Below are 13,796 nucleotides of genomic sequence, written 5' to 3' on the forward strand. Positions count from 1 at the left end.
GATCACCGCCGGACCGGAGTCGTACGGACGGTCTATTTATCAGGCAGGGTTCCTGATAGTTTATCGCCCGCATCGTGGCACAGGACTTCAGGGGAGGGCACGGCGGTATGACAACCACATCCACGGCTACGGTCTTCGGCACCAAGGAGGTGCGGCGGGCCAGGTATGCCATCGCGGCGGTCTTCACCGTGCACGGGTCGGTGACCGGCAGTTTCGCCACCCGGGTCCCCTGGATCCAGGACCACGCGGGCGTGAGCGCGGGCCAGCTGGGCCTCGCGCTGGCCTTCCCCGCCATCGGCGCCTCGGTCGCGATGCCGCTGGCCGGCGCGGTGAGCCACCGCTTCGGCGCGCGGACCGCCCTGCGCGGGCTGCTGTCGCTGTGGACGCTGGCGCTGATCCTGCCCGCCCTGGCGCCCAACCTGCTCACGCTCTGCGCGGCGCTGTTCGTGTACGGGGCCTCGTCCGGCATGTCCGACGTGGCGATGAACGCGCTCGGCGTCGAGGTGGAGAACCGGCTCGACAAGTCGATCATGTCCGGGCTGCACGGCATGTGGAGCGTGGGCGCCCTGCTGGGCTCGGCGGCGGGCACGGTGGCCGCCCACGCGGGCACGGACGCCCGGCTGCACCACGTGATAGCCGCCGCGGTGCTGACCCTGCTCGGCCTGACCGCCTGTCAGTGGGTGTTCGACCTGCGCAGCGAGCCGGACGAGGAGCCGCCGCCGCGTTTCGCGCTGCCGCCCAAGTCGGCCCTGATCATCGGTGCGGTGGGCTTCTGCGCGGTCTTCGCCGAGGGCGCCAGCCTCGACTGGTCGGCGGTCTACCTCCGCGACACGCTGGACAGCTCAGCCGGTCTCGCGGCGGTGGCCACCACCGCGTTCGCGCTGACGATGGCGGTCGCCCGGATCGCCGGGGACCGGGTGGTCGACCGCTTCGGCGCGGTGCGCACCGTACGGGCCGGGGGCGTCCTGGCCACGGTCGGCGGGGTCCTGGTGGTCACCGCCCCGCACGTGGCCCTCGCGATGTGCGGGTTCGGGCTGATGGGGCTCGGTATCGCCGTGGTGGTCCCGCTCGCCTTCGCGGCGGCCGGGCGCAGCGGGCCCAAGCCCGCCCAGGCCATCGCGGGCGTCGCGACGATCACGTACACCTCGGGCCTCATCGCCCCGTCGGCGATCGGTTCGCTGGCCGAGGCGACCTCGCTGGTCGTGTCGTTCGGCCTGGTGTCGGTGCTGGCGTTCGGCCTGGTCCTGGGCGCCGGAGTGCTGCGGGCCGGCGACCGCAAGCCGACGTCGCAGGGTGCGGCGGTCCGGGACGCGGCGGCGGAGCCCGGCGCCTGACCCCTCCCCGGGGCGCCGCGACACCGGTGAACCGGAACGGGTGGGTCCGGCCGGGGCGCGCGGGCCGGGCACCACTAGGCCCTGTCGTCACATTCCCGTCGTCCGCCCGGAGGGCGGGCCGGGCGGCGTCAGGTGCGTGCTCTCGGCGTGCCGGCCCCAGACCCCTGTACTGGACGTACTGGGGTCTGGGGCCGGTGCGGCGAGAGTGCGTGCATGGCGTCGCCCGGCAGACGGGAATGTGACGACAGGGCCTAGCATGGCGCTGATCTTTTCCGCGATGAGCGCCATGCCCGGCCGGCACGGGCTCACGCACCTACACACAGGGAGCAACCATGGGCCTCGGCGTGCGCTGGACCTTGCACGGCGACGGGAAGACGCCCGCACCGGGAGCGGTGGTCCGCCCCGACGAGCGGCTCTCCTGGCCCCGCACCTTCGGGCTCGGCGCGCAGCACGTGGTCGCCATGTTCGGCGCCTCGTTCGTGTCGCCGGTCCTGATGGGCCTCGACCCGAACCTCGCGATCATGATGTCGGGTGTCGCGACGGCCATCTTCCTGCTGGCCACGCGCGGCCAGGTGCCGAGCTATCTGGGCTGTTCGCTCTCGTTCGTCGGGGTCGCCGCGACGATCCGGGCGAGCGGCGGCGACAGCGCGGTGGTGACCGGCGCGGTCTTCGTGGTCGGCGTGGTGCTCTTCCTCGCCGGTCTCGCGGTGCAGCGGTTCGGCGCGCGGATCATCCACGCGGCGATGCCGCCGGTGGTGACGGGCGCGGTGGTCATGCTCATCGGGTTCAACCTGGCCCCGGTGACCGCGTCGACGTACTGGCCGCAGGACCAGTGGACGGCCCTCCTGGTGATGCTGTTCACCGGTCTGGCCGTGGTGTGCCTGCGCGGCTTCTTCTCGCGGATCGCGATCTTCCTGGGGCTGGTCTTCGGCTACGTCCTGTCCTGGCTGCTCGACCTGGTCTTCGGCAAGATCCACTCCCCCGCCGGGGGCGCCGAGTCGGTGGACCACTGGCGGCTGGACCTGTCGGGCGTCGGAAAGGCCGACTGGGTCGGGCTGCCGTCGTTCCACGCGCCGAGCTTCGAGTGGTCGGCGATCCTGGTCGCCCTGCCCGTCGTCATCGCCCTGATCGCGGAGAACGCCGGGCACGTGAAGGCGGTCGGCGAGATGACCGGCCGCTCGCTGGACGGCAAGCTGGGCACCGCCATCGCGGCGGACGGCGCCGCCTCGATGCTGTCCACGGCCGTGGGCGGCCCGCCGAACACCACGTACTCCGAGAACATCGGCGTGATGGCCGCGACCCGCGTGTACTCCACCGCCGCCTACTGGGCCGCCGCCTGCTTCGCCCTGCTCTTCGGCCTCTGCCCGAAGTTCGGGGCGGTCGTGGCGGCGATCCCGGGCGGGGTGCTCGGCGGCATCACGGTCATCCTGTACGGCATGATCGGCCTGCTCGGCGCCCAGATCTGGCTGAACGCCAAGGTGGACCTGCGCAATCCGCTGAACCTGGTACCGGCCGCAGCGGGCATCATCATCGGCGTCGGCGGGGTCAGCCTGAAGATCACGGACAACTTCGAGCTGAGCGGGATCGCCCTCGGCACCATCGTCGTGATCACCGGCTACCACGTGCTGCGCGCCTTCGCCCCGGCGCACCTCAAGACCCAGGAGCCGCTGCTCGACTCGGGCACCTCGGCGTACGACGAGGAGTCCCCGGCGAAGGATTCCTGACCGGGGCCCCGCTCAGTCCTCCGGGAGTTCCACCGGGGCCAGCTCGTCGAAGCGGTCGCCGGGGCCGGGGTTGGTCGCGTCGGTCGCGCCGCCGAAGTGGGTCATCACGCCCCACACGGCGTTCAGCGCGGTCTGCACGGCCCCCTCGGCCCACCCGGCCGTCCAGGAGATGTCGTCACCGGCCAGGAACAGGCCCCGCTTGTCGGCGGGCAGCCGGTCCTGCATGAAGTGGGTGAACAGCCGCCGCTGGTAGCGGTAGTGGCCGGGCAGGTTGGCCTTGAACGCGCCCATGAACCAGGGCTCGTTCTCCCAGGAGACGGTGACCGGGTTGCCGGTGATGTGGCTGCGGATGTCGACGTTCGGGTAGATCTCGCCGAGCGACTTCAGCATGACGTCCATCCGCTCGGTCGCCGAGAGCGGCAGCCACTTCAGGCTGTCGTCGCACCAGGTGTACGAGAGGCAGATGCTCGCCGGGCGGTCCGGCCCGTCGTCCAGCAGGTACGTGCCCCGGGTCATCCGGTCGGTCAGCGTCATCGACATCGTGTCGCGGCCGGTCGTCTCGTCCTTGTCCAGCCAGAACGGCCGATCCACGGGAACGAACAGCTTGGACGACTCCATGTAGTGGGTGCGCTCCATCGCCGTCCAGTGGTCGATCGGGAAGAGCGCGTCGTCGCAGGCGATCTTGGAGAGCAGCAGCCACGACTGCCCCGTGAAGACGGCCGCCCGGAAGGTGCGGATGTCGCCGGAGGCGTCGGTGACGGTGATCCGGTTGCCGGCCGTACGGTTCAGCCGGGTGACGGCCCCGCGCGGCTCGCCGCCGTGCAGCGAGGACAGCGAGGTGCCGAGCGGCCAGTGCGTGATCTTCCGCGGCTCGCGGTCCCACAGGCGCAGCGGGAGCTGCTGGCTGCCGCCGACGATGGAGCGGTGGTGGTCGTCCGCCTCGGTGTAGACGACGCGCAGGATCTCCAGGATGGAGTTGGGGAAGTCGGTGTCCCAGCCGCCGGTGCCGAAGCCGACCTGGCCGAAGATCTCGCGGTGCCGGAAGGACTTGAAGGCGTCGGAGTCGCAGAGGAAGCCGTAGAAGGTCTGGTTGTCCAGCTTCTCGACCAGCCGGGACCAGATCTCCCTGATCCGGGGCACGTCGCGCTCGCGCATCGCCCGGTTCATGTCGGAGAAGTCGGCGCCCTCCTCCAGGCAGCGGTTCCAGGCGTCCATCACATCGCGGTAGACCTGCGGGAGTTCATCGATGGTCGTGGCGTAGTGCGACTCGCCCTTGAGGTCGACCACGGTCGAAGGGGTGGCCGGGCAGAGCGGGTTGGGGAACGCCTTGGTCTCCAGGCCGACGAGGTCGATGTAGTGCTGGAGGGCGGTCGAGGAGGGCGGGAAGCGCATCGCGCCCATCTCGGCGGTGAGCGGTTCGCCGTCGGTGGCGCAGCCCTCGAACTCGACGGTGCGCAGCCGTCCGCCGATGCGGTCGGCCTCGTAGACGACCGGCTTGAGGCCCATCTTCATCAGTTCGTACGCGGTGATGATGCCGGAGAGCCCGCCGCCGATGACGGCCACCTCGGTGCCGTGCTCGGTCGCCGGTATCTGGCCGAGGCCCGCCGGGTGGGCGAGGAAGTCGTCGTACGCGTACGGGAAGTCCGGCCCGAACATCGTGATCGGCGGGGCCGCTTCCTCGGTGTGCTGGACGGCGGGGGGCACGGCGGTCATGGGGTACGGGCTCCTTGCGGGACGGGCGAAGACGTGAAGGGGGGGCGGACCGGCTCAGACGAGGGAGCCGTACAGGCCGGGGCGGCGGTCGCGCAGATACGGGTTGGCGGCCCGGGAGGCGGCCAGCAGGGCGAGGTCGACGTCGCCGGTGACCAGCTCCTCGCCGCGCCCCGCACGGGCACGGACCGTGCCGTCAGGACCGGCCAGGCAGCTCAGCCCGGTGAAGTCGAACTCGCCTTCCGGGCCGGTCCGGTTGACGTACGCGAGGTACAGCTGGCTCTCGAAGGCGCGGACCGGGACGAGGGATTCGGCGACGAACGAGAAGGGGTGCATCAGCGCGGTCGGGACCAGCAGGAGATCGGTACCGGCCAGGGCGTGCGCCCGTACGTTCTCCGGGAACTCGACGTCGTAGCAGGTCAGCAGGCCGATACGGACCCCGTCCAGCTCAGCCTGGACCACGGGCTGCCCGCCGGGGGTGAACCAGCGCTGCTCGAAGTCCCCGAAGAGGTGGGTCTTGCGGTAGTTGGCGAGCGTGATGCCGTCGGGGCCGATGAGCTGCGCGGAGTTGTACAGGGTGTCGCCCTCGCGCTCCGGGTAGCCGTAGTGGACGGCGATCCCGTGCCGCACGGCGATCTCGGCGACGGCGCGGGCGGCGGGCCCGTCGGCGGCCTCGGCCAGCCGGGGGACGTCGTCGCCGATGGCGTACCCGGTGAGGTACAGCTCGGGGCAGACCAGGAGCCGGGCCCCGGTGGCGGCGGCGCGGCGCGCGGCGTCCGCCAGCAGCTCGACGGACCCGGCGACCGAGCCGGGACGCCCGGAGCTCTGGAGCAGGGCGGTGCGCAACGACGGCATGGCTGACCTCGGACGATACGAGCGGGGCGGGGACGTAGAAACGGTACGTTCCACGCTTCGGCCCGAACAAGACGCGACCGTTGCGCACCGACGGCCGATCCGTTGCGCGGATCGCACGGGGAGCGGCGATTCATTGCGCGACACCAACGGCCATCCCGGCCCATCGCGGCCATCCCCGCCCGTCGCGCCCACCCCAGCCCGTCCGGCGTTTGAGGACGGAACCGACGCCGGAGGACCCGGCCCACCGGGCGGACGGCCGCTACCCCGGGGACCCCGACGAATACCGCCGCAACAGCGGCGAGAGAACCAGCACGGACTTCGTCCGTTCGACGTACGGCTCCCCCGCGATCCGCTCCAGCACCTGCTCGAAGTGCCGCATGTCCGCCGCGAAGACCTGCACCAGCGCATCCGCGTCGCCGGTGACCGTGGACGCGGAGGCGACCTCGGGATAGCGGGCGAGCCCCTGCTTGATGGACTCCGGGGACGTGTTGCGGCTGCAGTAGATCTCGATGTACCCCTCGGTCTCCCAGCCGAGCGCCGCCGGGTCAACGCGCACGGTGAACCCGGTGATGGCCCCCTCGGCGCGCAGCCGGTCGACCCGGCGTTTCACGGCGGGCGCGGACAGGCCGATGATCGAGCCGATGTCGGCGTAGGAGCGGCGGGCGTCCTCGGCCAGGGCGTGGACGATGCGTTCGTCGAGGTCGTTCAGTCGCACGTCGTACGGGTCACTTCTCTGCGGTGGCCAGGCCGGAGCCGGGCATGATTGTGCCGGAGGACGACGCGTGCCGTCCCCCGGCAGTAGACCACGGGTCACCCGGGGCCGGGCGAACCCCGGCCGGAGGCCCTAGCTCCAGCTGGCGTGCAGCGGCTTGCCCTCCGCGTAGCCGGCGGCGCTCTGCACCCCGACGACGGCCTTCTCGGCGAACTCCGCGAGGGAGCCCGCGCCCGCGTACGTGCAGGAGGAGCGGACGCCCGCGATGATCGAGTCGATCAGGTCCTCGACGCCGGGGCGCGCCGGGTCCAGGAACATCCGCGAGGTGGAGATGCCCTCCTCGAAGAGCGCCTTGCGGGCGCGGTCGTACGCGGACTCGTCGGAGGTCCGGTTCTTCACGGCGCGCGCGGACGCCATGCCGAAGGACTCCTTGTAGAAGCGGCCGTCGGCGCTCTGCTGGAGGTCGCCCGGGGACTCGTAGGTCCCGGCGAACCAGGAGCCGATCATCACGTTGGACGCACCGGCGGCGAGCGCCATGGCGACGTCGCGCGGGTGGCGGACCCCACCGTCGGCCCAGACGTGCTTGCCGTACTTCTTCGCCTCGGCGGCGCACTCCAGCACGGCCGAGAACTGGGGGCGGCCCACGCCGGTCATCATGCGGGTGGTGCACATGGCGCCGGGTCCGACGCCGACCTTGATGATGTCCGCGCCGGCCTCGATGAGGTCGCGCACCCCCTCGGCGGCGACGATGTTGCCCGCCACGATCGGCACCTGCGGGTCCAGCGCCCGGACCGCGCGCACCGCGCTGATCATGGACTCCTGGTGACCGTGCGCGGTGTCCACGACGAGGGTGTCCACACCCGCGTCGAGGAGCTGCTTCGCCTTGCCGGCCACGTCGCCGTTGATGCCGACGGCGGCGGCGATCCGCAGCTTGCCGTCCGCGTCGGTGGCCGGGGTGTAGAGCGTGGCGCGCAGGGCGCCCTTGCGGGTGAGGATGCCGACGAGGCGCCCGTCCGCGTCGACGGCGGGGGCGAGCTTGCGGTTGGCGCCGTCCAGCTTGTTGAAGGCGTCGCGCGGGTCGATGTCCGCGTCCAGGACGACCAGGTCCTTGGACATGACCTCGGAGAGCTGGGTGAAGCGGTCCACGCCGGACAGGTCGTGGTCGGTGACCACGCCGACGGGCCGGCGTTCGGCGTCCACGACGACCCCGGCGCCGTGCGCGCGCTTGTGCAGCAGGGACAGCGCGTCCGCGACGGTCTGGCCGGGCGACAGCTCGATGGGCGTGTCGAGCACCAGGTGGCGCGTCTTCACCCACGCGACGACCTCGGTGACGACCTCGATCGGGATGTCCTGAGGGATGACGACGAGGCCGCCGCGGCGGGCGATGGTCTCGGCCATCCGGCGGCCCGCGATCGCGGTCATGTTCGCGACGACGAGAGGGATGGTGGTGCCGCTGCCGTCGGGCGAGGACAGGTCGACACCCTGGCGCGATCCGACCGCCGACCGGCCCGGGACCATGAAGACGTCGTCGTACGTGAGGTCGTACGGAACGGAGGGGGACTCTGTATAGCGACCGGTGCCGGGCTCAAGAAAACGCATAACACTCATTTTTTCATACGAAATGGCGCAGGTCGCTTCCACGAAGACACAGCAAATGACTCCCACGCTCGTATGTTCCTACGAAAGGGCCGCTGCGGGAGTCCCGGGCAAGTGCCACCTGCCTTACCCCCGGACCTTACCCGAACAGCTTTCAACCATTCCCGATCATCTGCCCTGGACCTGGTGACAGGGGGTCAGGTAGCTTCAAACCCGCAGGTCCCGTGGGTCACCACAACGCCCCGGATGAACGGACGGATCATGCTCAACTTCCGTCACCCGTACGACCGGAGAGGATCACGACCCGCCCGTGGAGAACGAACTGCCGGACATCTACTGCCCGTTCCCCCAGCGGACGAACCCGCACGTCGCCCACGTACGGGATCATCTGGACACCTGGACCCGCAACACCGGTCTGGTGCACCGGGATTCGGCCAGAGAGCGCTTCGAGCAGGCGGACTTCGGCGCGTTCGTCGGCATGGTCTACCCGACCGCCGACAGTGAGAATCTGGACCTGGTCGCCGACTGGTTCGTCTGGCTCTTCCTCGTGGACGACCAGCTGGACGACGGCCATCTCGGCCGGAGCCCGGAGCGGGTGCGGGACGTCGTCGCCCTGATGCTGGCCGTGGTCGAGGGCACCCGCACCGGTGTGCTGGAGAACGAGGAGCTGCCCGCCGCCGTGGTGGCCCTCATCGACCTGTGGCAACGTACGACGCCGACCGCAGCGGTGCACTGGCGGCGCAGGTTCGCCTGGCACCTGAAGAAGTACCTCACCACCGCCACCACCTGGGAAGCCGGGAACCGGGCGGCGGGCGTGGTGCCGTCGGAGGAGCTGTACATAGAGAAGCGCCGCCACACCGGCGCGATCATCGTCTGCATGGACCTGATAGAGATCGTCGCGGGCATCGAGGCACCCTCCTCGATCCACAACGACCCCCGGTTCATCACCGCGCTCGAAGCGTCCTGCAACCACGTCTGCTGGGCCAATGACGTGTACTCGTACGAGAAGGAGCAGGTGCTCGGCGAGATCCACAACCTCGTCCACCTGGTCCGCCACCACCGCGGCTACGGCAAGCAGGAGGCGCTGGAGCACGTCTGCGCGGAGATCGCCGTCGAGACGGAGCGCTTCCTGACGGCGGAGACCGAGCTGCTGGAGGCGTATCCGCAGCTGACGCCGATGCTGGAGCCGTATCTCGACGGCATGCGCAGCTGGATGCGCGGCAATCTCGACTGGTCCCGGCAGACGCCCCGCTACAACCCGGCCGACGTCAGCCAGTACGAGCAGCCGGAGCAGTATCTGGAGTCCACGGTCCTGGGCCTCTCCCAGGACTGAGCACCGGAAATACGGGAGAGGGGCGAGCGGTCACGGACCGCTCGCCCCTCTCCCGTACGACCGTGTGCCCTTACGGCTCAGTCGCCGTCCGGGTCCGCGCGCTCCAGGGCCGGGCGGCGTGGGGCGGCGGACTCGGTGAGGAGGTAGTCGGCGGCGGCCGTGTCCGTCACCAGGCTGGTGACCAGGCCGGACCGCAGCACCGCGCCGATCGCGGCGGCCTTGCGCTGCCCGCCCGCGATGGCCACCACCTCGGGGATCCGGCGCAGCCGGTCCGCCTCGACGGTGATGCACCGCTCGCCGAGGTCCCGGCCGACCCGGCGGCCCTCCGCGTCGAAGAGGTGGGCGGACATCTCCGCGGCGACACCGAGCGAGGCGTAGTGCCGGCGCTCCTCGTCGGAGAGCATGTCGTGCACGGTCGAGATGCCCGGCTCCCAGGAACCGATGGAGACGGCCGCGACCGTCACCTTGTCGAAGTACTCGAAGGCCCGGGCGATCCCCGTCTGGTGGCGCAGCGCGGCGGCGGTCGCCGGGTCGGGCAGCAGCATCGGCGCGTAGATCGGGTGCGCCTCGCCCCCGGAGACCTGGGCGGCGCGCCGCACGGCCTCCACCGAACCGCGCTCGGCGGTGCCCGCGTCGTACACCCCGGTGAGCTGCACGACCGTGCACGGGGGCAGCCGGTCGAGGGCGGCGGCCATGTGGATGGTGGAGCGGCCCCAGGCGAGCCCGAGCACATCGCCCTCGTTCACCAGTTCGCCGAGCAGGTCGGCCGCGACCTCGCCCAGGTTCTCCGGGTCCGCCGCGTCGTCCTGCTCCTCCGCCGGGGACTCCACGACGACCGCGTGGCGCAGCCCGTAGCGGGCCCGGAGCGCGTCGGAGCGCTCGGCGTCCAGCTCGGCCGGGACCCGGATCTCGATGCGTACGAGGTCGCGCTCCAGGGCGGTCTCCAGCACCCGGGCGACCTTGAAGCGGCTGACGCCGAACTCCTCGGCGATCTGGATCTTGGACTTGCCCTCGAGGTAGAAGCGGCGGGCCATGGCCGCCGCCTGCACCAGCTCCGCGGGCCCCATCCGCAGGGCGGACCGGCCCGCCGACATTGCAGACACCGCGTTCTCCTCACTGCTGTTCACGCTCTTGATACGCCGTTCATCCTGTCAGATACGGCGATCCCTGACCGGTCCCGTCGGACCCCGTTCATCTGCCCTTGGCCGGGGCGCCGCTCGCCCGCTCCGGCCGCCCCGGACTCAGTGCGCGCAGGCCCAGCCGGCCGCGCCGATCGCCCCGTCGGCCTTGGCGCGCAGGGCCCGCACCGCGGCGGCGGGGTCGCCCGCCCCGTACACCGCCGACCCGGCGACGAAGACATCGGCGCCGGCCTCGGCGCACCGCTCGATGGTGGTCTCGGAGACGCCGCCGTCGACCTGGAGCCACAGATCGAGCCCGTGCTTGGAGATCAGCTCACGGGTGCGGCGGATCTTCGGCAGCATGATGTCCAGGAACGCCTGGCCGCCGAAGCCCGGCTCCACGGTCATGATCAGCAGCATGTCGAGCTCGGGGAGCAGGTCCTCGTACGGCTCGATGGGCGTCGCGGGCTTGAGCGCCATGGAGGCGCGGGCGCCCTTGGCGCGGATCTCCCGGGCCAGCCGCACGGGGGCGGCGGCGGCCTCGGCGTGGAAGGTGACCGACCCGGCCCCCGCCTCGACGTACTGCGGTGCCCAGCGGTCCGCGTCCTCGATCATCAGGTGGCAGTCCAGCGGCGTGTCCGTGGCCCTGCTGAGCGATTCCACGATCGGAACGCCGAGGGTCAGATTGGGCACGAAGTGGTTGTCCATGACATCGACATGGAGCCAGTCGGCACCTTCGACGGCCTTGGCCTCATCGGCGAGGCGCGCGAAATCGGCGGAGAGAATACTCGGGTTGATCTGGGCCATGGGCCAAGCCTGCCATGTTCTGCGTCACTTCCCGGCCTCGGTGCGCTCCAAAGGCTCACGGGATCATTACGGTTCGCACATTCCCGGCGTTTCGCCCCGGTGAGGGGCCTGCGGTCAGGCGGTACGGCGGAGCAGCGCCAGATACATCGCGTCGGTGCCGTGCAGATGCGGCCAGAGCTGAACGTCGGGTCCGTCGCCCAGCGCGGGCACGCCCGGCAGCAGCGGACGGGCGTCGATCCACTCCGCCTCGACGGGCGCCCCGCCGCGCCCCTTGAGCACGTCCTCCACGACGACCCGGGTCTCCGCGAGGTGCGGCGAGCAGGTCGCGTACCCGACGACACCGCCGACGCGTACGGCCTTCAGCGCCTCGCGCAGCAACCCGCGCTGGAGGGGTGCGAAGCCTTCCAGGTCCTCCGGGCGGCGGCGCCAGCGGGCCTCGGGGCGACGGCGGAGCGCGCCGAGCCCGGAGCACGGCACGTCCATCAGGACCCGGTCGAAGCTGCCGGGGCGCCACGGCGGGCGGGTGCCGTCGGCGGTGATCACCTGGTACGGGCCGGGGTTGCCGGCCAGCGCGCGTTCCACGAGGCGGGCGCGGTGCGGCTGCTTCTCGGCGGCCAGCAGGGCGGCGCCGCGGTCGGCGGCGAGGGCGGCGAGCAGAGCCGCCTTTCCGCCGGGGCCCGCGCAGCCGTCGAGCCAGCGGGCGTCGCTGCCCTCCAGCGGGGCGGCCGCCAGGGCGGCGGCGACGAGCTGGCTGCCCTCGTCCTGGACCCCGGCCCGGCTCTCGCGCACGGCGGTCAGGGCGCCGGGCTCGCCGCCCTCGGCCATCCGCACGGCGTAGGGCGACCAACGGCCCGGGAGCGAGTTGTCCTCGCCCAGCTCCTCGATGAGCTCGTCCGTGGTGGAGCGGCCGGGGCGGGCGACGAGGGTGACCTCGGGGCGCTCGTTGTCGGCGTCGAGCAGGTCCTCGATCCCGGCGCGGCCGCCGCCGAGCGCGTCCCAGAGCGCGGAGACGACCCAGCGCGGGTGCGAGTGGACGACCGCGAGATGGTCCTCGGCGTCGTCCTCGTAGGAGGGGGCCACCTTCTCGACCCAGCCGTCGAGGTCGTCGGCGGACACCTTGCGCAGGACGGCGTTGACGAACTTGGCGCGCCCCTCGCCCAGCACCACCCGGGCCAGCTCCACGCTCGCGGAGACCGCCGCGTGGGTCGGGATACGGGTGCCGAGGAGCTGGTGCACGCCCATGTTCAGCACGTCCAGGACCGGCGGGTCCACCTCGCGCAGCGGCCGGTCGATGCAGGCGGCGACGATCGCGTCGTACGTCCCCTGGCGGCGCAGCGTCCCGTAGACCAGCTCGGTCGCCAGGGCGGCGTCGCGGTGGTCGAAGTCGCCCTTGGCCCGGGCCTTCTTCAGCAGCGGGGGCAGGACGAGGTTCGCGTACGCGTCGCGCTCGTCCACGGCCCGCAGGACCTCGAAGGCGAGGAAGCGGACCGGGTCCTTCTGGGGACGGCGGTGCGGCTTGGCGGGACGGCGACGCGGCTGGTCGTTCACGTGAAAGGTGCTCCGCTGGAGGTGAGAGGACGAACCCTCCCAGCCTACGTGCCGCCCCGCGGCTCTCAGCTCCCGACCAGCTCGCCGGGGACGATGCGCACCCCGCGCGCCCAGTCGGCGGCGCGCATCGGCTTCTTGCCCTGCGGCTGCACCCACAGCAGCTCGACGGCGTGCGACCCGGTGCCGACGAACACGTTGTTCTTGCCGGCCGACAGCTCACCGGGCGCCAGCTCGGACCGGTCCACGGCGGGGGTGGCCTGGACGAGCTTCAGGCGCTCGCCCCGGAACAGCGTCCAGGCGCCCGGCGCCGGGGTGCAGGCGCGGATGACGCGGTCGACGCGGAGGGCGGGCGCGGACCACTGGACCTGGGCGTCCTCCACGGTGATCTTCGGCGCGAGGGTGACCCCGTCGGCGGGCTGCGGGACGGCGTGCAGGGTGCCGTCCTCGATGCCGTCCATGGTGGCGGCCAGCAGCCCGGACCCGGCGAACGCCAGCCGGGTCAGCAGATCGCCGCTGGTGTCGGTCGGGCGGACCTCCTCGGTCAGGACGCCGTAGACCGGTCCGGAGTCCAGACCCTCCTCGATCAGGAAGGTGGACGCCCCGGTCACCTCGTCGCCGGACATCACCGCGTGCTGCACGGGGGCGGCGCCGCGCCAGGCGGGCAGCAGCGAGAAGTGCAGGTTGACCCAGCCCTTCGCCGGGATGTCGAGCGCCACCTTGGGCAGCAGCGCGCCGTACGCGACGACCGGGCAGCAGTCCGGGGCGATCTCCCGCAGCCGCGCGAGGAAGTCCTCGTCCCGGGGCCGGGCGGGCTTCAGCACCTCGATCCCGGCCTCCTCGGCGCGCTCGGCGACCGGGCTGGCCACCAGCCGCCGGCCACGCCCCGCGGGCGCGTCGGGCCGGGTCACGACGGCGGCCACCTCGTGCCGGCCGGAGGCGATCAGGGCGTCGAGTGCGGGGACGGCTACCTCGGGGGTGCCTGCGAAGACGAGCTTCATGGGTGGCTGACTGCCTCTCAGGCCGGACTCTCAGGCCGAAACGTTACGGTGACGAGCAACG

11 protein-coding genes are annotated in these 13,796 nt (G+C 71.8%); 3 read left to right on the plus strand and 8 right to left on the minus strand.

The window, feature by feature from the left end:
* Positions 1-107: 107 nt before the first annotated feature.
* Positions 108-1,334 carry an MFS transporter gene (locus AMK18_RS22995; RefSeq protein WP_018103929.1) on the plus strand — a complete coding sequence of 409 codons (1,227 nt, stop codon included), beginning with the start codon at positions 108-110 and terminating at the stop codon, positions 1,332-1,334.
* A 332-nt stretch (positions 1,335-1,666) separates the two neighbouring features.
* Complete coding sequence (locus AMK18_RS23005; RefSeq protein ID WP_073864314.1) at positions 1,667-3,058, plus strand: uracil-xanthine permease family protein; 1,392 nt, start codon at positions 1,667-1,669, stop codon at positions 3,056-3,058.
* A 12-nt stretch (positions 3,059-3,070) separates the two neighbouring features.
* Here AMK18_RS23005 and AMK18_RS23010 read toward each other — a convergent pair whose 3' ends face one another.
* The 4 genes from AMK18_RS23010 to AMK18_RS23025 form a co-directional block, all read right to left on the minus strand.
* Positions 3,071-4,771: a flavin monoamine oxidase family protein gene (locus AMK18_RS23010; protein ID WP_018103927.1), complete on the minus strand. Its 1,701-nt coding sequence runs from the start codon at positions 4,769-4,771 to the stop codon at positions 3,071-3,073.
* A 54-nt stretch (positions 4,772-4,825) separates the two neighbouring features.
* Positions 4,826-5,623 (minus strand): carbon-nitrogen hydrolase family protein, encoded by a 798-nt coding sequence (locus AMK18_RS23015; RefSeq protein WP_073864316.1) that lies wholly within the window; start codon positions 5,621-5,623, stop codon positions 4,826-4,828.
* A 259-nt stretch (positions 5,624-5,882) separates the two neighbouring features.
* Positions 5,883-6,338, minus strand: a complete 456-nt coding sequence (locus AMK18_RS23020) for an Lrp/AsnC family transcriptional regulator (RefSeq protein ID WP_018103925.1) — start codon at positions 6,336-6,338, stop codon at positions 5,883-5,885.
* Positions 6,339-6,467: 129 nt separating this feature from the next.
* The gene (locus tag AMK18_RS23025; protein WP_073864318.1) at positions 6,468-7,934 is read right to left on the minus strand and encodes a GuaB1 family IMP dehydrogenase-related protein; all 1,467 of its coding nucleotides are present in this window, start codon (positions 7,932-7,934) and stop codon (positions 6,468-6,470) included.
* A gap of 307 nt (positions 7,935-8,241) precedes the next feature.
* Between AMK18_RS23025 and AMK18_RS23030 the strand changes: the two genes are divergently transcribed.
* Entirely contained in the window at positions 8,242-9,264 is a 1,023-nt protein-coding gene (locus AMK18_RS23030) for a terpene synthase family protein (protein WP_018103923.1), read from the plus strand.
* A gap of 77 nt (positions 9,265-9,341) precedes the next feature.
* Here the strand turns inward: AMK18_RS23030 and AMK18_RS23035 are convergent, their stop codons facing one another.
* The 4 genes from AMK18_RS23035 to fmt form a co-directional block, all read right to left on the minus strand.
* The gene (locus AMK18_RS23035) at positions 9,342-10,358 is read right to left on the minus strand and encodes a sugar-binding transcriptional regulator (protein ID WP_018103922.1); all 1,017 of its coding nucleotides are present in this window, start codon (positions 10,356-10,358) and stop codon (positions 9,342-9,344) included.
* Between the two features lie 147 nt (positions 10,359-10,505).
* Positions 10,506-11,189, minus strand: a complete 684-nt coding sequence (gene rpe / locus AMK18_RS23040; RefSeq protein WP_018103921.1) for a ribulose-phosphate 3-epimerase — start codon at positions 11,187-11,189, stop codon at positions 10,506-10,508.
* A gap of 114 nt (positions 11,190-11,303) precedes the next feature.
* The gene (locus tag AMK18_RS23045) at positions 11,304-12,737 is read right to left on the minus strand and encodes an RsmB/NOP family class I SAM-dependent RNA methyltransferase (RefSeq protein WP_073864320.1); all 1,434 of its coding nucleotides are present in this window, start codon (positions 12,735-12,737) and stop codon (positions 11,304-11,306) included.
* Between the two features lie 65 nt (positions 12,738-12,802).
* Positions 12,803-13,735 (minus strand): methionyl-tRNA formyltransferase, encoded by a 933-nt coding sequence (gene fmt, locus AMK18_RS23050; protein WP_073864322.1) that lies wholly within the window; start codon positions 13,733-13,735, stop codon positions 12,803-12,805.
* Between the last annotated feature and the right edge of the window lie 61 nt (positions 13,736-13,796).

It is taken from the genome of Streptomyces sp. CB01249 (genome assembly GCF_001905735.1).
Taxonomy (GTDB): domain Bacteria; phylum Actinomycetota; class Actinomycetes; order Streptomycetales; family Streptomycetaceae; genus Streptomyces.